Origin of the sequence: Bacillus sp. H1a (assembly GCF_000633475.1) — a bacterium.
Lineage (GTDB): Bacteria > Bacillota > Bacilli > Bacillales > Bacillaceae_G > Bacillus_A > Bacillus_A paramycoides.
In genome coordinates, this window is sequence record NZ_AYMH01000047.1 from 122,517 (window position 1) to 144,380 (window position 21,864).

Annotated in this window: 15 protein-coding genes; 11 read left to right on the top strand and 4 right to left on the bottom strand. The window is 36.2% G+C overall.

Annotation, left to right across the window (positions count from 1 at the left end):
- Positions 1-36 precede the first annotated feature (36 nt).
- Complete coding sequence (gene alsS / locus U860_RS0122675) at positions 37-1,725, top strand: acetolactate synthase AlsS (RefSeq protein WP_025150293.1); 1,689 nt, start codon at positions 37-39, stop codon at positions 1,723-1,725.
- Positions 1,726-1,742: 17 nt separating this feature from the next.
- A complete protein-coding gene (gene alsD, locus U860_RS0122680; protein WP_025150294.1) occupies positions 1,743-2,501 on the top strand; it encodes an alpha-acetolactate decarboxylase in 759 nt (252 codons plus the stop codon).
- A 31-nt stretch (positions 2,502-2,532) separates the two neighbouring features.
- Here alsD and U860_RS0122685 read toward each other — a convergent pair whose 3' ends face one another.
- A complete protein-coding gene (locus tag U860_RS0122685; protein WP_025150295.1) occupies positions 2,533-3,147 on the bottom strand; it encodes a DNA-3-methyladenine glycosylase in 615 nt (204 codons plus the stop codon).
- A 134-nt stretch (positions 3,148-3,281) separates the two neighbouring features.
- Here U860_RS0122685 and U860_RS0122690 point away from each other — a divergent pair, with 134 nt between their 5' ends.
- The 5 genes from U860_RS0122690 to U860_RS0122710 all read left to right on the top strand — a co-directional run bounded on the left by U860_RS0122690 (position 3,282) and on the right by U860_RS0122710 (position 13,461).
- The gene (locus tag U860_RS0122690) at positions 3,282-4,154 is read left to right on the top strand and encodes a Cof-type HAD-IIB family hydrolase (RefSeq protein WP_002170562.1); all 873 of its coding nucleotides are present in this window, start codon (positions 3,282-3,284) and stop codon (positions 4,152-4,154) included.
- 421 nt (positions 4,155-4,575) lie between these two features.
- Entirely contained in the window at positions 4,576-8,874 is a 4,299-nt protein-coding gene (locus U860_RS0122695; RefSeq protein WP_025150296.1) for a SpaA isopeptide-forming pilin-related protein, read from the top strand.
- 143 nt (positions 8,875-9,017) lie between these two features.
- Positions 9,018-10,508 (top strand): coproporphyrinogen III oxidase, encoded by a 1,491-nt coding sequence (locus U860_RS0122700; protein ID WP_025150297.1) that lies wholly within the window; start codon positions 9,018-9,020, stop codon positions 10,506-10,508.
- 258 nt (positions 10,509-10,766) lie between these two features.
- Complete coding sequence (locus U860_RS0122705; RefSeq protein ID WP_025150298.1) at positions 10,767-12,323, top strand: fatty acid--CoA ligase; 1,557 nt, start codon at positions 10,767-10,769, stop codon at positions 12,321-12,323.
- 331 nt (positions 12,324-12,654) lie between these two features.
- Positions 12,655-13,461: a putative protein N(5)-glutamine methyltransferase gene (locus U860_RS0122710; RefSeq protein WP_081806866.1), complete on the top strand. Its 807-nt coding sequence runs from the start codon at positions 12,655-12,657 to the stop codon at positions 13,459-13,461.
- A gap of 517 nt (positions 13,462-13,978) precedes the next feature.
- Here the strand turns inward: U860_RS0122710 and U860_RS0122715 are convergent.
- Positions 13,979-14,578: a DedA family protein gene (locus tag U860_RS0122715; RefSeq protein WP_025150300.1), complete on the bottom strand. Its 600-nt coding sequence runs from the start codon at positions 14,576-14,578 to the stop codon at positions 13,979-13,981.
- A gap of 132 nt (positions 14,579-14,710) precedes the next feature.
- Positions 14,711-15,343 carry a GNAT family N-acetyltransferase gene (locus tag U860_RS0122720; RefSeq protein WP_025150301.1) on the bottom strand — a complete coding sequence of 211 codons (633 nt, stop codon included), beginning with the start codon at positions 15,341-15,343 and terminating at the stop codon, positions 14,711-14,713.
- A gap of 111 nt (positions 15,344-15,454) precedes the next feature.
- On the opposite strand from U860_RS0122720, the gene U860_RS0122725 reads away from it, so the two are divergent.
- Entirely contained in the window at positions 15,455-16,273 is an 819-nt protein-coding gene (locus U860_RS0122725) for a helix-turn-helix domain-containing protein (RefSeq protein WP_025150302.1), read from the top strand.
- A 63-nt stretch (positions 16,274-16,336) separates the two neighbouring features.
- Here the strand turns inward: U860_RS0122725 and U860_RS0122730 are convergent, their stop codons facing one another.
- Positions 16,337-16,801, bottom strand: coding sequence for a hypothetical protein (locus U860_RS0122730; protein ID WP_002170575.1), 465 nt, complete (start codon positions 16,799-16,801; stop codon positions 16,337-16,339).
- 198 nt (positions 16,802-16,999) lie between these two features.
- On the opposite strand from U860_RS0122730, the gene U860_RS0122735 reads away from it, so the two are divergent.
- The 3 genes from U860_RS0122735 to csaB all read left to right on the top strand — a co-directional run bounded on the left by U860_RS0122735 (position 17,000) and on the right by csaB (position 21,820).
- The gene (locus U860_RS0122735) at positions 17,000-18,478 is read left to right on the top strand and encodes a SulP family inorganic anion transporter (RefSeq protein WP_033795474.1); all 1,479 of its coding nucleotides are present in this window, start codon (positions 17,000-17,002) and stop codon (positions 18,476-18,478) included.
- A 559-nt stretch (positions 18,479-19,037) separates the two neighbouring features.
- Positions 19,038-20,558, top strand: coding sequence for a polysaccharide biosynthesis protein (locus tag U860_RS0122740; RefSeq protein ID WP_025150304.1), 1,521 nt, complete (start codon positions 19,038-19,040; stop codon positions 20,556-20,558).
- A gap of 164 nt (positions 20,559-20,722) precedes the next feature.
- On the top strand, positions 20,723-21,820 hold the full coding sequence (csaB, locus tag U860_RS0122745) for a polysaccharide pyruvyl transferase CsaB (protein ID WP_025150305.1): 1,098 nt from the start codon (positions 20,723-20,725) through the stop codon (positions 21,818-21,820).
- The last annotated feature ends 44 nt before the right edge of the window (positions 21,821-21,864 follow it).

Consider the following 21,864-nt stretch of genomic DNA (forward strand, 5'->3'; position numbering starts at 1 on the left):
TTATTACACACATTATGAAATAAAGGGATGATTAGTTTGAGTACAGGTGTAAAAGCAAACGACGTGAAAACAAAAACAAGAGGAGCAGATCTTGTTGTTGATTGTTTAATTAAACAAGGTGTTACACATGTTTTCGGTATTCCAGGAGCGAAGATTGACTCTGTATTTGATGTATTGCAAGAAAGAGGACCAGAGTTAATTGTTTGTCGTCATGAACAAAACGCAGCATTTATGGCAGCGGCTGTTGGTAGATTAACAGGGAAACCGGGTGTATGTCTTGTAACTTCAGGACCAGGAACATCAAATTTAGCGACAGGTCTTGTTACTGCGAATGCGGAGAGTGATCCCGTTGTTGCTTTAGCTGGTGCAGTTCCGCGTACTGATCGATTAAAACGTACGCACCAATCTATGGATAATGCTGCACTATTCGAACCAATCACAAAATATAGCGTAGAAGTAGAGCATCCTGATAATGTGCCAGAAGCACTATCAAATGCATTTCGAAGTGCTACTTCTACAAATCCAGGAGCAACTCTAGTAAGTCTTCCGCAAGACGTTATGACTGCGGAAACGACTGTAGAGTCTATCGGTGCGCTTTCTAAGCCGCGGCTTGGAATCGCTCCCACACAAGATATTACATATGTAGTAGAAAAAATAAAATCAGCGAAATTGCCAGTTATTTTACTCGGTATGAGAGCGAGTACAAATGAAGTAACGAAAGCGGTTCGTGAATTAATTGCTGGTACAGAACTTCCTGTTGTAGAAACGTATCAAGCAGCGGGTGCGATTTCACGTGAGTTAGAAGATCATTTCTTCGGCCGCGTTGGATTATTCCGCAATCAACCAGGTGATATTTTACTAGAAGAAGCCGATCTTGTTGTATCTATCGGTTATGATCCAATTGAGTATGATCCAAAGTTCTGGAATAAGCTTGGAGACAGAACAATTATTCATCTTGACGATCACCAAGCAGATATCGACCATGATTATCAACCAGAGCGTGAATTAATTGGTGATATCGCTTTAACTGTAAATAGTATTGCAGAGAAATTACCGAAGCTTGTATTAAAGACGGAATCAGAAGCAGTTTTAGAACGATTACGTGCGAAATTATCAGAACAAGCGGAAGTCCCAAATCGTGCTTCAGAAGGTGTTACTCATCCATTGCAAGTCATTCGTACATTGCGTTCTTTAATTAGTGACGATACAACGGTTACGTGTGACATCGGTTCACATTCTATTTGGATGGCAAGATGTTTCCGTTCTTATGAACCACGTAGACTATTATTTAGTAACGGTATGCAAACGTTAGGTGTTGCGCTACCTTGGGCAATCGCTGCAACGTTAGTAGAACCAGGTAAAAAAGTAGTTTCCGTGTCAGGTGATGGTGGTTTCTTATTCTCTTCGATGGAGTTAGAAACAGCTGTCCGTTTAAATGCGCCGGTTGTACATCTCGTTTGGAGAGACGGTACATATGATATGGTTGCGTTCCAACAAATGATGAAATACGGCAGAACATCAGCTACAGAATTTGGCGATGTTGATCTTGTGAAATATGCGGAAAGTTTCGGTGCAATAGGTCTTCGTGTCAATACACCAGACGAATTAGAGGGTGTACTGAAAACGGCATTAGAAGCAGAGGGCCCTGTCATTATTGATATTCCAATCGATTACCGTGACAACATTAAATTAAGCGAAAAATTATTACCAAACCAATTAAATTAACGAGGGGCATGAGTGAGATGAGTGTTGCACAAGTAATTGACATTGATGCAAAAAGAACGAAAACGAACAATGAAGTATATCAAACATCTACAATGCTTGCGTTATTAGATGGTATATACGATGGCGTTATTAACTTTGAAGAATTAAAAGAGCGCGGGGATTTCGGCATCGGTACATTTGATCAATTAGATGGTGAAATGATTGCATTTGATAATGATTTTTACCATTTACGCTCAGACGGTTCGGCAGAAAAAGTAGAACCAGAAGAAACAACACCGTTTGCGACTGTAACGTTTTTTGAAAAAGAAATGAGTTATCGGGTAGAGCATCCGATGAATCGCGAAGAAGTAGAAGCATTATTACATGAATTAATGCCAAGTAAAAATTTATTTTATGCGCTTCGAATGGATGGGACTTTCCGTGAAGTAAGAACGAGAACAGTTCCAAGACAAGAAAAACCGTATACACCGCTTGTTGAGGTGACGAAATCACAACCGATCTTTTCATTTAAAAATACAGACGGTACGTTAGCTGGATTTTGGACGCCAGATTACGCACAAGGCATCGGTGTAGCGGGGTTCCACTTGCATTATATTGATGATAAAAGAAGCGGGGGCGGACATGTTTTCGACTATGTTGTAGAAAACTGTACGATCCAAATTTGTCAAAAAGCTCATATGCATTTAGCGCTTCCGGAAACAGCCGATTTTATGACGGCGGAATTATCAAGAGAGAATTTAGAGAATGATATTGCAACTGCGGAAGGTGCGGAGTAAAAGGAAAGGGAAGCCTAAATAGCTTCCCTTTTTACTTTGAAACAAATGGATGCTTCTCATAATAAAATCGCCACGGATAATGAACAGCTTCTTCTGCATAATCAATATTAATGCGAGGGCCGGCTATTATGTTATATGTGGATGACAAATGTTCTTCCTCTGGAACGAGTTCAATATGTAACGTATTACTTTGGAGTGATACCCCGCGTTCTTCTAAAGTGATTCCGAGTGCGCGGCATAGTTTTCCGGGGCCATTTGTTAAGTTTTTGTACTGTGCTTTCGTAATGTCGGTTTTGTTGTAGCGCACTAGTTTCATTTCTTCGATTCCGTCTACAGGCTCAAGAGCGCGGATGAGAACTCCTTGCGGGGTGCCGACTGGTGCTGTAATAACGTTAAAACAATGATACATACCGTAAATAAGATATACGTAAGCATGTCCTGGTGCGCCGAACATGACTTCCGTTCGATCTGTCCGTCTTCCTCCGTAACTATGTGCGGCCTTATCATTTGGACCTTTATACGCTTCTACTTCTACAATAATTCCGCTCCGCTTTATGCCATCTACAATATGTACAAGTTTATGTCCGAGTAACTTTTGGGCGACTTCTAACGTATCGCCTTCATAAAAAGAAGGTGGTGCTTGCATAGTACTATCTCCTTTGCCAGTTGTATATGTATATAGTAAACCAAATTTTCAGTAGTAATTCTAACTCGTTCTATTTACTGAAATTATTTCATAAATTATGGATAGAGTACAACAGCGAAGAGGGGGAGTGCGACATGATTTATCGCTTACTAGCTCTTAATATAGATGGGACACTACTATACAACAACGGAAAAATCGCAAAAGGGTTACGGGAAACAATTGACTTTGTGAAAAGAAAAGATGTATACGTTACATTGTTTACGAGTCGTAATTTTCAATCCGCTCATAAAATAGCGAAGGCGTTAAAATTAGATTCTATATTAGTTACACATAGTGGTGCTTTCGTTTCAGCATCGTTAGATAAGCCGTTCGCTCAAAGGAGGTTATCTGAAGAGAAAACCTTTAATATTGTGCAGGTATTAGAGCATTTTGATTGTAATATTCGCATTTCGCATGAACGATTTTCAATTGGGAATCGTGAGAGAAATACACCAAACTTAATTGCGCGTACTGTATTATCAAGTGCAGACCCGTTATTTTATCCGGTTCAATTTGTAGATTCTTTAGGAGATGCACTGCGTGATCATCCAGTAGCTGCGCCGAAAATTGACGTTGTCTTTCATAGTAAGGGTGAACAAGAAAGAGGGCTTAACACGCTAAAAAAAGCGTTTAAAGATATATCATATGTCGATTGTGATGCGAAACGAATAGAAATTCTTCCAGAGAATGTATCGAAGCTACGTGGGTTACAATTGCTTGGTGAACATTTAAACATACCGCTAAATGAAATGGTGGCGATAGGGGATAGTTTAGAAGATCTAGATGTAATTGAAAATGTTGGGCTCGGGGTAGCGATGGGGAATGCTCCTGTAGAATTAAAGCAAGCGGCGGACTGGATTACACGCTCTAATACTGAGAACGGCGTAGAGTATATGATTAAAGAGCATTTCCGTAAACAATTCCCGCTTCCATTTTTAAAGAATCATAAACATACACCGAAACGATGAAAGAAAAACGTAGCTTTTTGGCTACGTTTTTTTGTCGACCTTATTTGGAAAATTTAAATTCATATTCCAATGAAAAATGAAAGCGTTTCAGGTGGTGAATTGTGTCTGAAATCCATGCAATTCACTTGAATACTTTAGAAAACTGTTGTAGAGTGGATGATGTTGCCAAAACAGTTACACCACATGAAATATTCTTCAGATTAATTTCATTGAGCTCCCATAAGTAAAAGCACTTCCGTATGTTAGTTTAGTTCACGTATTATCTCAAAAATGAATTGTAGTAGTTTCGCCAATTAGTTGTAGAGCTTCTTTGTTTTATTTAAATGGATTATTTGTAAATTAGTATGAATAGGTTTTAAGTACATATGAAATGTACTTCTTTTTATAAGTTTTTGAAATTTGAAAAGGGGGAATGAATTTCTTGAAGAAATCATTTAGTCAAAAGGTTAAAAAAATAAGTAGTAGTTTCATGGTCGTATTATTATTATGTATGAATTCTTTAATCCATTTACCAAACAAAGCAGAGGCAGCTACAACAGAATTAAAAGGTTTAGGTGATGTATCTTATTACAACGCAATCATTTTTGGAGATCACAGTGCAACAAGTGCGGATATTGAGGGTGCGATGGCTGTTCAAAAGAATATGAACGCATCAAGTTATACAGTCGTAGCGGCTGCAACTGGAGCGAGTAACTTAGCTGGAGCAACATGGGTAGATGAAGGATATCCATCGTTATTACTAGGTGGTCAATTTACGAAAGTGGGAACAGGACAAGTAATTATCCAAGATGGAACAGTGGCGATGACAAAAGATGGTGACCCTGAAGGTGCAATGAAATCATCGTATGACCGTATCTCTTATAAAGAGCAAGCAGAGATTGATGCCAAATTTAAAGAGTTTAGAAAAGACGTTGATGGTGTAATTGGGGATGCGAGCCAACTACATACAGATACACCAAAACCTAATATGAGCTTTGGTATCGGAGAAGATGTAAAGAATCCTAATATTTATGTTTCTTCAGGCTTAACAGGAAAGAAAACATTTGATGTAAGAGATGTTTATCTTCCGAACGTAGATAACAAAGACTTTATTGTTATTTATTCAGATGCGGAAGAAGTGAATTTTGGTAGTGGTGCAATTTTGTATGATACAAGAAATACTGGGATAGCGACAGACTTAATTAATACGTCTCAAGCATATGATCCTAATTCATCTTTTACTGAGTTAGCTAGTAAAGTAATTTGGGTGTTTCCAAATGCTACTAAAATATCAACTAAAGGTTATGGTGTAGTAGGAAGCGTGTTTGCGCCTAACGCAGTTGTGGAAACAAAAGGTGGTTCTATTAACGGACAAGCCTTTGTTGGTGGATTACACCAAAGAGATGGATTTGAGGTTCATAATTTCAAATTTAACTGGCCGAAATGGAAAAAGCCATCAGTTGAAAAAGGAAATTTACAAATTAAAAAAGTTGATGAAAACGATGAAAATATTGTTTTAAAAGATGCGAAATTTGATGTTATAGATAAAGATAATACTGTTGTGGCTACTGTTACAACAAACGACAAGGGTATTGCGGAAGTTAAAGACTTACCACTTGGTGACTATTTTGTAAAAGAAATAAGTGCACCAGAAGGATATGTAAAAGTTGATACACCAGTAAAAGTAACAATTGATAAGACAAACGTAATTGAACTTGTTATGAAGAATACGAAAAAAGTAGAAAATGGCCAATTTAAATTATTGAAAAAGGATAGTGAATCTGGTCAACTTCTACCAGGTGCAAAATTTGATGTTATAGATAAAGATGGGAATGTTGTGGAAACAATTATTACAGACGATAAAGGTGAGGCTTTATCAAAACAACTTCCAGTTGGAACATATACATTAAAAGAAGTTGAAGCGCCAAAAGGTTATGAACTATCATCTAGCTCAGTTCGTGTTGATGTAGTATCTAATGAGGTTGTTACGGTAGAAGCATTAAATAAAAAAATCGATGAAAAAGTAACAGGTCAATTTGAAATCGTAAAAGTAGATGCAAACGATAAAACGAAGCGACTATCAGACGCAGAATTCGAAGTGTATAAAGATGGTAAAAAAATAGATACATTACGAACAGATAAAACAGGTAAAGTGATCTCTCAGAAATTAGAACCAGGAAAATACACATTAAAAGAAACGAAAGCACCACAAGGATATACATTATTAAAAGAAGAAATTGAAGTCGTTGTGGAAGAGAATAAAGTAGTACAAGTGCAAGTAGAAAATGCGAAAGAACTAGGAAGCTTACAAGTAATCAAAAAGGATGCGGAGAGCGGAAAAGTTCTAGAAGGCGCGGAATTTAGACTGAAAAACGAAAGCGGTCAAGTAGTTGGAGAAGCGAAAACAACAAATAAAGATGGCGTTGTTACATTCGAAAACATAGTGCCAGGAAAGTACACGCTAGAAGAAACGAAAGCACCAGAAGGTTATAAAGCAGTAGAAGTAACAGTGGAAGTAAATATCGTAGCGAATGAAGTAGTAAAACAAGAAGTTAAGAATGAAAAAGTAACAGGTCAATTTGAAATCGTAAAAGTAGATGCGAATGATAAAGAGAAGCTATTATCAGGCGCAGAATTCGAAGTGTATAAAGATGGTAAGAAAGTAGATACGTTACGAACAGATAAAACAGGTAAAGTGATCTCTCAGAAATTAGAACCAGGAAAATACACATTAAAAGAAACGAAAGCACCACAAGGATATACATTATTAAAAGAAGAAATTGAAGTCATTGTGGAAGCAAACAAAGTAGTACAAATACAAGTAGAAAATGCGAAAGAACTAGGAAGCTTACAAGTAATTAAAAAGGATGCGGAGAGCGGAAAAGTTCTAGAAGGCGCAGAATTTAGACTGAAAAACGAAAGTGGTCAAGTAGTTGGAGAAGCAAAAACAACAAATAAAGATGGCGTTGTTACATTCGAAAACGTAGTGCCAGGTAAGTACACGTTAGAAGAAACGAAAGCACCAGAAGGTTACAAAGCAGTAGAAGTAACAGTGGAAGTAAACGTTGTAGCGAACGAAGTAGTAAAACAAGAAGTTACGAACGAAAAAGTAACAGGTCAATTTGAAATTGTAAAAGTAGATGCGAATGATAAAACGAAAGTATTATCAGGTGCAGAATTCACAGTATATAAAGATGGTAAAAAGGTAGCGGAACTGAAAACAGATGAGAGTGGAAAAGTGATGTCACCGAAATTACCATTAGGTGAATACACAGTGAAAGAGACGAAAGCACCAGTGGGTTATAAACTTTCTAATAAAGAATGGAAAGTAACAATTCAAAACGAGAAAGAAGTAGTAAAAGTAGAGGCAGAAAACGAAAAAATCTTAGGTTCTCTACAAATTATTAAAACGGATGATAAAGATCAAGCGAAACGTTTAGCAGGCGCAGAATTTACATTGAGAGATGCTGAAGGAAATGTTGTAAAAGAAGGAATTACAACAGATGAGTCTGGAACTGTTAAAGTAGACGGACTAGTGCCAGGTGAGTATACGTTAGAAGAAACAAAAGCACCAGAAGGTTATGAGTTAACAAAACAAGTAATTCAAGTAACAGTTGATGGTGAAAAAGTTGTTGATGTAAAAGTAACGAATAGTAAGAGCCTTGGTCAATTTGAAATCGTAAAAGTAGATGCAAACGATAAAACGAAGGTACTACCGGACGCAGAGTTTGAAGTGTATAAAGATGGTAAGAAAATAGATACGTTACGAACGGATAAAACAGGTAAAGTAACCTCTAAAAAATTAGAACCAGGAAAATACACATTAAAAGAAACGAAAGCGCCACAAGGATATACATTATTAAAAGAAGAAATTGAAGTCATTGTGGAAGCAAACAAAGTAGTACAAGTACAAGTGGAAAACGCAAAAGAACTAGGAAGCTTACAAGTAATCAAAAAGGATGCGGAGAGTGGAAAAGCTCTAGAAGGTGCAGAATTTAAACTAAAGAACGAAAATGGCCAAGTAGTTGGAGAAGCGAAAACAACAAATAAAGGCGGTGTAGTTACATTCGAAAACTTAGTGCCAGGAAAGTACACGTTAGAAGAGACGAAAGCGCCGGAAGGCTACAAAGCGATAGAAGTTACAGTGGAAGTAAACGTTGTAGCGAATGAAGTAGTGAAACAAGAAGTGATGAATGAAAAAGTAACAGCAAAAGTAACAGGTCAATTAGAGCTTACAAAGGTAGACGCAAATGATACAGATAAAACATTAGAAGGCGCAGTGTTTGAAATTTGGAAAGATGGAACAAAAATAGATACATTGACAACAAATAAAAATGGTAAAGTGACTTCGAAGGAATTGGAGCCAGGAGATTATATTTTAAAAGAAATTCAGGCACCAGAAGGATACAATTTATCTGATAAGGAAATCAAATTTACGATTTCTAATCAAAAAAATGAAGTTGTAAGACTTCAAATTACAAATGAAAAAGAACCAGGCGAAGAAACAGAAAAGCCAGGTGAAGAAACAGAAAAGCCAGGTGAAGAAACAGAAAAGCCAGGTGAAGGAACAGAAAAGCCAGGTGAAGAAGTAGGAAAGCCTAACTTACCAGAGAAAGAACAAGGCGGCTCTAATGATCAAGAGCTTCCAGCTACAGGGCATAATACGAATTATCTTCCGTTTATAGGGGGAATTCTTGTACTATTAGGGCTACGTTTAAGATTTATGATTAAAAATAGTTAATAGGATTTATAAAAGGCATAAGAGAAAATGTTTTCTCTTATGCCTTTTGCTTTTATATAGAAAAAATAAGGTAAAAGCTTCTGTATTGACCTGCAAACGCCCTTCAAGTAAACTAAAGAGAGTTTGCAAATGAAAAGGTGATAATGTTGTTAATTTCAATTAAAACGTTACAAGATGATCGTTTTTTACGTCCGCTACAAAATATTGGCGGTTTATTTTTTGAAGAGAGCACGATAGGGTTTGAGAAAGAAGAAGCAAATCTGATCGTTGATATACAGATAGAAGGTAATGTGACAGCATCGGCTCGTTTAACGGATGTTGCAACCGGAAATGTGTATGAAGAAACATTCTCGAAAGATTTATCTGCTTTCACAGAAGAAAAAGAACGTATGAAGCAAGTGAAACATGTTGTTTCTTACGTATATCTTTCTGTGCTTCAACAGCTAACTGGACTTGAACAGAGTTGGGGAATTTTAACTGGGGTACGCCCAACGAAACTTCTTCACAAAATGCTTCAAAATGGTATGTCAAAAGAAGAAGCGCATAAAGAACTTCGTGAAAGTTATTTAATTCATGAAGAGAAAATTGAACTTCTGCAACGTATCGTAGATTGCCAATTAGCGGTCGTTCCGGATTTATACCGTTTGAAAGAAGAAGTAAGTATTTACATTGGTATTCCGTTTTGTCCTACAAAATGTGCGTACTGTACGTTCCCGGCTTATGCAATTAACGGACGCCAAGGATCTGTTGATTCATTCTTAGGTGGCTTACACTATGAAGTTCGTGAAATTGGTAAGTTTTTAAAAGAAAAAGGTGTTAAAGTTACGACGATTTATTACGGCGGTGGTACACCTACAAGTATTACAGCAGAAGAGATGGATATGCTGTATGAAGAAATGTACGAAGCGTTCCCAGATGTGAAAGATGTGCGTGAAGTAACAGTTGAGGCAGGTCGCCCAGATACGATTACACCAGAAAAGCTAGAAGTGTTAAATAAATGGAATATTGACCGTATTAGTATTAATCCGCAGTCATACCATCAAGAAACACTAAAAGCAATTGGACGTCATCATACTGTAGAAGAAACAATTGAGAAATATCATTTAGCACGTGAAATGGGAATGAACAATATTAATATGGACTTAATTATTGGTCTTCCTGGTGAAGGATTAGAAATCTTTAAGCACACGTTAGATGAAACAGAAAAGTTAATGCCAGAATCGTTAACAGTTCATACGTTATCATTTAAACGTGCTTCTGAAATGACACAAAACAAACGTAAATATAAAGTAGCAGGTCGTGAAGAAATTACTGCGATGATGCATGAGGCAGAAGAGTGGACAAAGAACCACAATTACGTGCCATACTATTTATATCGTCAAAAGAATATTTTAGGTAACTTAGAAAACGTTGGTTATGCAATACCATCGCAAGAAAGTATCTACAATATTGTTATTATGGAAGAAGTGCAATCTATTATCGGACTTGGTTGCGGGGCATCAAGTAAATTTGTTCACCCACAAACAGGAGCAATTACACACTTTGCGAATCCGAAAGATCCAAAATCATATAACGATGGCTTTGTGAAATATACAGAAGATAAACTGAAAATTTTAGAAGAGCTATTCGCGTAAGGAGAAGAAGGCTGTCCCAATTTTGGGATAGCTTCTTTTTAATATAGGGGGATGTTGTTATCAGCTTTTGTCGATAAATCGATATATTCGAAAAAACGCCGATATAATTTCATTTGCCGAGATGTGGATCAAAAACTAACTTCATTTGTAAAACTATGTCGATAATAATCAGAAAAATTAGTCAGATTATTAGAGGACAATGTCTACTTATAGACGAAATGATAGATTTATGAAAGAGAAAAGGGGGAAATTGTTGGCATGTACATGACGATAGGGAGAATTTTTGATTTAGTAGTGGGCAAGTATCCGAATAAAGAGGCGTTAGTAGAACCAGAAAAAAATATTCGCTGGACATATAAACAGTGGGATGAGCAAATAAATAAAACAGCGCAAGCTCTATTGAAAGAAGGCGTAAGAAAGGGAGATTGTGTATCTGTTTACTTATATAACTGTCGTGAATTTGTAAACGTTTACTTAGCCTGTGCGAAAATTGGCGCGATATTTAACCCAATTAATTTCCGCTTAAAAGCAAAAGAATTATCGTATATCCTCCAAGATGCAGCCTCGAAAGTAGTTGTCTTTGAAAAAGCAGTCGAATCAACTGTTGCTATGGTTGAACGAGATTTTCCAAATACGTCTTTTTGGTATGTAGAAGACGATACACCTTCCTATGCTAGTTCCTACCATGAAAAAGTAAATGAAGCATCAGCTGAAAAAGTAGATATTGTAGTCGATGAAATGGATTTTTGTTCTATGCTTTATACGAGCGGTACGACTGGTCGTCCGAAAGGCGTACTACATCGTCATCGTGATATGGCTGAGCATAGTATGATTTGTACGTATTTCATAAAATATAACAGGGATAGTGTTGGGCTTGTAGTAGCGCCTTTATATCATTGCGGCGAGTTAAACGCTGGAATCATACCGCGCATTCAAGTTGGTGGCAAGAATGTTATTTTGCATCACTTTGATACGAAAACAGTATTACATACGATTCAAGAAGAGAAGGTTACGACGTTTTTTGCAGCACCGACGATGTGGAATATGTTACTGCAAAAAAATCTAGCCGAGTATGATTTAACTTCGATGAAGATTGGCGTATATGGCGGGGCTGCAATGGCTCCAGCGTTAGTGAAGGAATGTAAAGAACGTCTTTATATTGATCTTGTTCAAATTTACGGAATGACAGAAATGGGACCAGTTGTTGCGTTTCTCGTAGAAGAGGATCAGATTACGAAAGCTGGTTCAGCAGGAACACCATGCTTTAGCCATGAAATTCGAATTGTCAAACCGAACGAAGATGCACCGGCAGAGCCAGATGATATGTTGCCTCCTTATGAAGTAGGGGAAATTATTTTGCGTGGTCCAACTATGATGGCTGGCTATCATAATCGAGAAGAAGCAAATGCAAAATCAATGTATAAAGGATGGTATCATTCTGGTGATTTAGGCTACTTCGATAAAGACGGATATTTATTCGTTGCAGACCGCGTTGATGATATGGTAATTAGCGGTGGTGTGAATATTTACCCTCGTGAAATTGAAGATTTCCTTCATAGTCACCCTGGTGTATTAGATGTTGCAGTACTTGGTGAGCCGGATGAACTATGGGGAGAACGTGTTGTTGCGGTCGTTGTAAAGAAAGATGAAAATATTACAGAGGCTGATTTAGAAACGTATTGTAAAGAAAGTGATGAATTAGCAGATTATAAACGTCCACGTCATTACTTATTTGTAGATGAACTTCCTCGTAATGCGAGCGGAAAACTGCAAAAGTTTGTGCTGAGAGAGTCGTTACAAGGATCGAATAAATAGGGAATAGAACAGTCGTCTATACAGATAAGGCTACCTTTCTTAATAAGGAAAGGTAGCCTTATTTTTTGGAAATTATTAGATATGATAAATAGAGTGATCAAAAAAATAGTATGTACCTTCTATTTATAATTCCTTCCTATATATATTTAAACTATATGGATATCATTTAGGAAAAGAAGTGTAAACACTTGGGGGAACTTGTACAGAGACAATAAAGTTGTTTAATTTACAATAAAGTCGTATTTTTTTGAATTGGACCATTTTGTTGAAAAAGGATATCTCCAATTTTTAACGAATACAGGGTTATAAATAAGCAAAAGTGGTGAGATAAATAGGAAAAGAATTTAATTTTTTTTGGGACAATAAAACGGAAAAATGTATAATTAACAGGCTTCAGAGCGCGGGTTGTGTTTTCGCAGAAGATGAGACCCGGTTACTTATTTCAGAGGCACGAACTGCAGAGGACCTCAAGAAAATGGTAGAAATGCGAGCCGATGGTTTACCACTTGAATATGTTGTTGGATACGCAGAATTCTGTGGGTTGCGGATAGAAGTGGACCAAGGCGTTTTCGTGCCTCGTCAACGTACCGAGTTTCTTGTTCACCAGGCAGAAGCTCTGTCATGTTTTGGTGATATCGTCGTTGATCTATGTTGCGGGTCAGGTGCTGTGGGTGTAGCACTGGCAGCAGCTTTAGGACAAGTTGAATTGTACTCTGTTGACATTGACCCTGTCGCAGTACGATGTGCAAGCCGCAACGTAACAGATTTCGGTGGCCATGTTTTTGAAGGTGACTTGTATACAGCTCTGCCTCACTCGATTAAAGGCCATGTGAACACCCTAGTTGCGAACGTACCTTATGTTCCTACCAAGGCAATAAAGCTGCTCCCACAAGAGGCTCGCCTACATGAACCGAAGGGGGCGCTTGACGGAGGAGAGGATGGACTTGACATTCAGCGAAGAGTAGCAAAAGAAGCAATTCTCTGGCTAGCACCAGGAGGACATCTTTTAATAGAGACGAGCAAAATGCAGGCAACCCAGACCTTTGAAATCTTTGCTGGTGCTGGGCTTACCACGAAAGTGGCTAGAGACGAGGAACTAGACGCCACTGTCGTTATAGGATCGAATTCTGTTTTTTAGCATAAATCAGTACGTAGTCTTATTCACAAATGAAATGATAATTTCCTAGCAATATACAAATAAACAAAAAATCCTTATTCAATTAAAGGGCGCTATTGTTCAATAAACCCTAGATTTTCAAACGACTTTATTGTTATATTTTTGAGTACAGTGAAGTATCTTATATCGAAAATTAAACAACTATATTTTAACCCCGTCCTAAATTTAGAACGGGGTTATGCTTGTTTTAGGCTTTAAAATTAAATAACTTTATTGTCTTTTTACAGAACTTATTCGATATGCCGATGACTTTGTCATCGTATGTCAAACAAAACAACATACATACTCGTGAAAGTCGGAAGCTAGAACAAACTGAAAACCAAAGAAGGAAAAACATCGGAAAGCCATATGAGGGAAAACCTCACGTACGGTTTGATGAGGGGAAGCTGAAACGGAAAAGAGATGGCAGAGCCATCTCTAAAGAAAATATAATCTGTTTCAGTTTTCTACTCTACTATGTTTTTTACAAATATGTGTTTTAATTTTTTACAAACACATGCTTTAATCTTTTGCGGAATCGGGTGATTAGCATAATGGCAATCACACCGAAAATAATTTTCCCAATGTGCTGTCCAAGTACTGTGAATATATCTTGTAAGTTATCGCCTAACCAGTAACCGCCGATTAAGAAGAAAGATACCCAAAATAGGGCGCCTGAATAAATTGTAATGGCAAAACGGCGAAACGGTAAGTTGATAATTCCTGCAAAGTACCCTGTAAAGTGGCGGACACCTGGAATGAAAAAAGCGATAAAGATTAGAAAATATCCGTATTTATCAAACCACATTTTCGTTAAATCAATTTTTCGTTGTGTTAAAAATACATATTTCCCGTATTTCTGAATGAAAGGCATGCCAAGTTTATTTCCTAAAAAGTATTGGAATGTCATACCTACGCTTGTCCCAATAAAGGATAAAACAATTAAAATCGGTAAACTCAAATCACCTTGATGCGCTAAAAATCCTGCATAGGCTAATGTTGGCTCTCCTGGAAACGGAAAAGCGATATATTCTAACAGCAATCCAATAAGTACTACATAATACCCATATTGCTGAAATAATTCATAAATCCATTCCATATTGTGCTCTCCTTTTTACAGTATTACTCATGTACAATACCCACATTCTCTTTATATTTCTAGGTAGGATCGATCATACTTAATATAGCTCTTTACTAATTAGTAAAGAGCATCGAATCGTAAATGTTGCTATTAGAGAAAATCATAGCGATATAAAAATATATTAAATTGATCTTCCTTTGGTCCAAAATGAATTGCTTTTTCTTGTACACGTTTGAAGTTTTGCTTGTCATAAAATCCATAGTTGCATTCATTATCTGTATATAAATATAAGGAAGTCACATCTTCTTTTGTCATATATTGGAATAAATCGTTCATTAAAGTTTTCCCAACTCCAAGACCTCTAGATTCTTCGGATACGATGAATAATTGTATACAGCCTTGAAAATGATCTTCTTTTCCTTTAATTAGTTCTTTATATGTTTTTTGAACTTTTATAAATGCTTTTAAAAATTCTCTATTCTCTTTATTAGTCATGAATAGTTTAAGCGTGTTATAGGCAAAGCTAAAAGTATTATGAAATTTCTTTAAACGGTTTTTATCTTTTTCGGAATCGCCTAAAATGACACCGATAATTTTATTATCTTTTTCAGCTACCTTACTAAAGGAACTTCCTAAAATACAACTTTGTAGATAGAAGTTTAATAATGAATTTAAAAATTTTTTATCTGTAATGAATTCATTAAATCCAAATGCCTCACCAATTAAATGTTTTATAGGTTCATAGTCTTCCTTAACAAGAGCTCTATATTTTACTGTGTTCATAATTGTATACTCCCTTTATCAATGTAAATAACTTATTATATAAATAGTAAGGTCTCCTCTAAGGGGAGAGTCAATGGTAGTGAGAGAAAAAATATAAAGGAAGAGATTAAGGTGAAAAAATTATTTTCTATTGGAGAAGTTGCAAAAATAAAGGGTATAACGATAAAAGCATTAAGGTACTATCATAAAATGGGGATTCTTATTCCAAAACATATTGATGAATCAACTGGATATAGATATTATTCTATAGATCAATTCATTCACATTGATATTATAAAAAGCTGTAGAGAGTTAAACACCAGTATAGTAGAACTTCAAGAGATTTTTAAGGAATGTAATACGGATAAATTGCTGCAATTTTTACAATTAAAGAGAGAAGAAGCGGAAGAAAATATAAAGAAAATGAAAGAAGTAATCGAAACGATTGATTGTTTAAATGCGAAAGTAGGGAGTTCACAGGATATATTAAAGAATGATGAAATATCTATTCAGTTCTTTGAACAGCGTTATGTAATTGTAGCTCCTTGTAAAGAAGTGGGGAGTTTACAAGAGTTACTTTATTATTCCGATTTAGAGAAAATCATTCAAAATTATGAAGGGAAAATGTCAATGGAAATGGGGATTCTATACAATGTAAATGAAAAGTGGGATGTAGAACCAAAGTATGTTTTTAATAAGGTGCAAGATAATGTACATATGGAAGAGGAGCAAAATATAAAAATATTACCGGGCGGGAAATATTTAACATTAGCGTATAGTAAAGAGAATGAAGAGGAACGTAGAAATACCATGATTAAATATGTAAAAGAAAACAATATAGAAGTGGAGAGTTTTATTGAAGTGGAGTTAGTTAATGATGTTTTTAATACGGAGTCTTATAGTTGTCAACTTCAAAGTTTTATAGGGGATAGTGAGAATAAGAAGTTTTGATTTCATAATTTGATGTATGATACCCCGTAATTTACGGGGGTATCATACATGGTGGAGAGCTTATTATTTACGTGAAAAACCTTCTTCGTCAAGGTATTCCGCAGCTTCTGGATAAGAGTTGAATGTACCGTCTAAGTTTACGCCAGCGTAAACGTTCCACATGTCATCCTCAGATATAAGAGTAAGAATATGACCATCTTCGTTATGCCATTCTTCTTCTTTCGCAGGTTCTGCAGGAACTACTATTTCTTCTTGTGATAGTAGTTCAATGGATTGCTCAATTACTGAACGTAATTCCTCTGCTGAAAATTCACGAATGTTAATCATACCTTTGTCGTCCGTTTTGTAGCCTTTAATACCGCTTGCGTATACAAATCCGTTTCCGTTTGGATGTAAATGATATACAACGTTCTTTTTATCTAAACGACTTTCTTCAAAGTGAAAGTTTACGCGTTTTAATGATACGTTCTTTCTTTCTAATTCTGGGAAAGATTCAATAATCGATAATTTTTCTTCAAAAGTTAGCATAGTGCCTCCAAGTGTATAGTAAAAGATTTAATTTGTTCATTATAGCATAGTTGTAATTGTTTCCAAAGGTAAGGGAGAAACTTTTCATTGAATACGTTTACTTCACGAGACTGTAAAGAGTTTCTTATAAATACGCTAACGAATGAATCTTTTTGGGTGTACAATGGAACGTGGACTTTATATGAAGGTGGTTTTTTTATGATTCAAAAAATAGCAAAGGAATGTTTAGCAGGGTTTACTGTTGCGATTGTTGCTTTGCCGCTAGCAATTGCATTTGGTATTGCCGCGACGGGAACGTCTGAAGGGGCATTAGTTGGATTGTATGGCGCGATTTTTGCAGGCTTGTTTGCGGCGTTATTTGGCGGGACACCAGGACAAGTAACAGGTCCAACTGGGCCGATTACAGTTATTGCAACAGGCGTTATTGCAACTTACGGATTAGAAGCAAGTTTTATTGCATTTATGATGGCAGGGGTATTTCAAATTTTATTTGGTGTATGTAAGCTTGGTTCTTACGTTCGCTATATTCCGTACTCTGTAGTTTCAGGGTTTATGAATGGGATTGCACTTATCATTATTTTAGGTGAAATGAAGCACGTACAAAATAGTTTTCTACTCGTGTTATTAACGATTATTGTAATGATTGTTTCTGGAAAATGGATTAAGGCGATTCCATCAAGTTTAGTGGCATTAGTAGGTGTTACAGCACTATTGCCGTTATTTTCTTCTATGCTACAAGGACTTACAGTACACTTACCGGTTGTAGGAACTATTTCTTTAAATAAGGTAATTGAAAAGATAGGTACAATTCCGGAGGCGATGCCAGCTCTTCACGTACCGGCTTTAAGCGGATCGGGAATGTTGGAACTTGTATTGCCAGCTCTAAGTATTGCTTTACTAGGATCCATTGACTCATTATTAACGTCTGTCGTAATGGATAATGTGACAGGGACACGGCATAAAAGTAATAAAGAGCTAATCGGACAAGGTATTGGTAATATTGCGAGCGGTTTGTTCGGAGGATTAGCAGGAGCAGGGGCGACTGTTAGGTCTATTGTAAATATAAGAAGTGGCGGGAAAACGGCACTTTCAGCTTGTATGCATAGTGTCATATTATTTATTTTCATTATGGGACTCGGTTCGGTGGTACAATATATCCCACTTGCTGTATTATCAGGTATTTTAATTTTAACTGGTATAGGGATGTTTGATTGGGAAAGTATGAGGAAAGTGCACGTAGCCCCAAAGGGTGATGTTATTGTTATGTTCGTGACGATGTTTGTGACAGTGAAATTTGATTTAATGGTTGCTGTTGCGTTTGGTATTATTCTTTCTTTCATTATATATATGGTGAGATGTAAAGAACGGAAAGCTTCTATTATAAAAGAAAAAGAAGCGACGTACACGATTCAGGGATCACTTTCTTTCCTATCAGTAGATCGTATTTTTACTTCTTTACAAGATGTGAAGTCACCGGTTGTTTTACGTATGAAAGATGTACGTTATATGGATGTATCAGGAGCTATGGCGTTATTAAACTTTGTTGAGCAGTCAGATAAAGTAGGAGCGAGTGTGACGCTTGAAAATGTACATCCACATGTTGAAAAGACGATAGTTATGATGGCGAATGATGAGCAAAAAGAGAAACTACAGTTTTTAGAAGTTAAGGCAGTATAATAATAAGAACCTTCACACGAGTTGTGTTGTAGAGTGTGGGGGTTCTTATTATTTATATATGTGTTGCTTATGTGGAGAATCCTTATGTCTGGATTTTGTAATCTGCTGAGCATCAATTAGATCATCTAACTTCAAATTATATTTAGGATTTGAGAAATGGCTATCTTCACAAATTAATTGTGTACGGTTAACGAAATTATAAACTTAAGATGATTGAATAAGTCACATTTCGTCTGTTTTTTCAGATTTCTCCATTTCCTCTTGGAAATGGAATTTTAAGAATTATTTTACTTAATTTAGCGTGTTGCAAACAATCCTCTTACTGACAAGAGCTACAGTATATTACAGGTTTATCTTGAATAAGTAAAAGTAGTAAATTTAAGGGAAAATAGGATGGAAATAATCTTGTTTTGTGCATATTATATTTGGAACGAGAGTATTCAATATATAAGAAATTTGGTATGATAACTAAATGAAATAGAGTGAAGTTTCTTTAGATTAAGCAAGAATACTGACTTGATATTTATTTAGATCATATTTGAAAGAAAAGAGATAGAAGATGAATAAAAAGTTTGTAAAAGGCGCTGCAATTTTAACCATTACAACGTTCCTATCGAAAGTGGTGGGGAGTTTTTTTCAAATTCCATTGCAAAATATAGCGGGAGATGAAGTACTTGGGATTTTTCGCCTCGTTTTTCCTGTATATATGATAGCCTTAACTTTATCAGTAGCGGGGGTTCCGCTAGCAATATCCCAGCTAATTGCTGAACTTCATGAAAAAAATGATCGGGACGGAATTGCTAAATTGTTTACGTCCGCATCTATTATCGGTGTTATATGTGGGATATTCGGATTTTTAATTATTATCATTGGATCGAGTAGCATTGCAAATATGCTTGGTGGACAAGAGACGAGGCTACCATTAATTATTACCTCATTTGCCTTGTTAATCGCACCATACATGGCAGTGTATCGTGGATATTTCCAAGGATTTGGAGATATGATACCTACGGGCGTATCACAAGTAATTGAGCAGTTGATTCGCGTCTTCTTTATGCTAACGATTGCTTATGTATTTGTATATTTGAATAAAAGTAGTGATATCATAACAGGTGGAGCAATGATTGGTTCTTGCTTTGGCGTTATTACGTCACTTATATATTTACGAGTAAAATATGTGAGAAGCACGTATCGTTATAAGAGTAAAACGTATTCGTTACAAGACTTTAAGAAAAACGCGAAAAAAATACTCCGTGTTTCAATTCCCATTGCCATTGGAGCGTTATCTATGCCGGTTTTAAATTTAGTTGATTCCGTAACAATTCCACATGTACTACATGAATCTTCTGCAACTATTCAAGAGCAATTCGGTATATATAGCCGTGGTTTTGCATTTACGCAATTAATTGTTGTACTTGCAAGCGCAATGGTATTTCCATTAATTCCATTATTAACAGCTGCTTTAACAAAAAAAGATATAGCTTTAGCTAAATTGACAGTAAAGCGCACAAATGAGTTTGCGCATGTTTTAACAATGCCGCTAACGATATGGCTTATGGCGCTCGCAGTACCGCTTAATGTTGGATTATTTACAGACACAAAAGGAAGTGGCATGCTAGCCATTTTAATTGGTAGTTCGTATTTCACATCACTTACGGTATTATCAATAGGAATTTTGCAAGGGATTAAGCGTTCAATGCAAGCAGCATGGATTATCATTGGTGCGAGTTTCGTAAAAATTATTTTAAATATAACGCTAGTAAAACAAGTTGGTATAAATGGAGCAGCGTATAGTACTCTAATCATATATATACTGATTTGTATTGCGAATTACATTTATATTAGAAAAGACCTTTCCTATCCAATACATATAGGGAAATTTATAGCGGTGATTGTAGTATCTAGTATTTTAGGGGCAGCATTATACTTTGTGTCTACACTTATCAATGTGACAGATTCTAGACTTTTTGCAATGATATATAGTGCTGTAGCGCTAGGAATAGCTTCCTTGTTATATGGCGTATGTGCGTTGAAATTAAACTGGATATCGAAAGAACAAATTCCGTTTTTACGTAAATAAATTCGATTATTATAGAAAATGAACAGCGTTATAAATAAGTATGGTTTGTTATATGTTTTTAAAAGAATTCAATTTGAAGTTATCAAACCTTTCTCGGTAAGGAATTAATAGCAATTTGTTTAATTACAAAAGAGCTGATTGTGAAACGTTGGAGGAGGCTAAGAGTGCGGTTAGTTTTATCAGGATATTATGGTTTTTATAATGTTGGGGACGAAGCAATTTTACATTCAATTATTAAAGCGCTGCATGAAGAGGATCCTACTCTTGAGCTTGTTGTACTTTCTAATGACCCCGACTATACAAGGGAAATGTACGGTGTAGAGGCGGTAAATCGTTGGGATATAGGAGCGGTTTACCGAGAAATAAAGAAAAGTAATGGTTTAATTAGTGGAGGCGGTAGCCTCTTGCAAGATAAGACGAGTATAAGAAGTATTCTATATTATACAGGTATTATGCGGTTGGCTCTTTTGTTGAAAAAGCCGTATTATATTTATGCCCAAGGAATCGGGCCTATTACGAAGAAGCAAAATCGTTTATTGGTGAAATGGCATATATCAAAGGCTGAGTATATATCAGTGCGTGATGAAGACTCTTTTTTGTACTTAAAAGAAATTGGTATTAAGAAAGACATCGAACTTGTTCCAGATCCAGTATTAGCTTGTATGCCAGAAAAAAAGAAGACCAATTGGCTGCAAAAACATTCTTTACAAGGGAAAATTGTTGCGGTTAGTGTACGGTACTGGGATGCAAAAGAAAATTATATGAAGAAGTTAGCAGGCACGCTAAAAAGACTTAAGCAAGAGGGATATCATATTTTATTTGTACCGATGCATGGTCCATTTGATCAAAATGCATCAAGGGAAATCATTAATTTGATGGGAGAAGAAGCACACATGCTCCCTTATAAAATGGATATTCATGAAAAAATCTCTATTTTATCAGAATGCTCCTTGCTAATCGGAATGAGGCTCCATGCTCTTATATTAGCGGCAGTTGCTAATACTCCTATGATTGGCATTTCATATGATCCAAAGATCGATTCGTTTGTACAACAAGTAAACCAACCAAGTATTGGGAGTGTAGATGGAGGCTGGACGCCGGGGACACTATATAGCATGGCAATCAACCAAATAGAACAAAAAGAATATATGCAAGAAACTTTAGGGCAAAGGGTAGAGGAATTACGAGAACAAATTTCAAGAGCATCCAAACATATTATTAGTGACTTACATGCAAAAGAGTCTATAAAAAGAGGGATGTAATCTTATTTTTAGAGAGGTAGAGGGGAATTTCCTAGCTCTTTCTC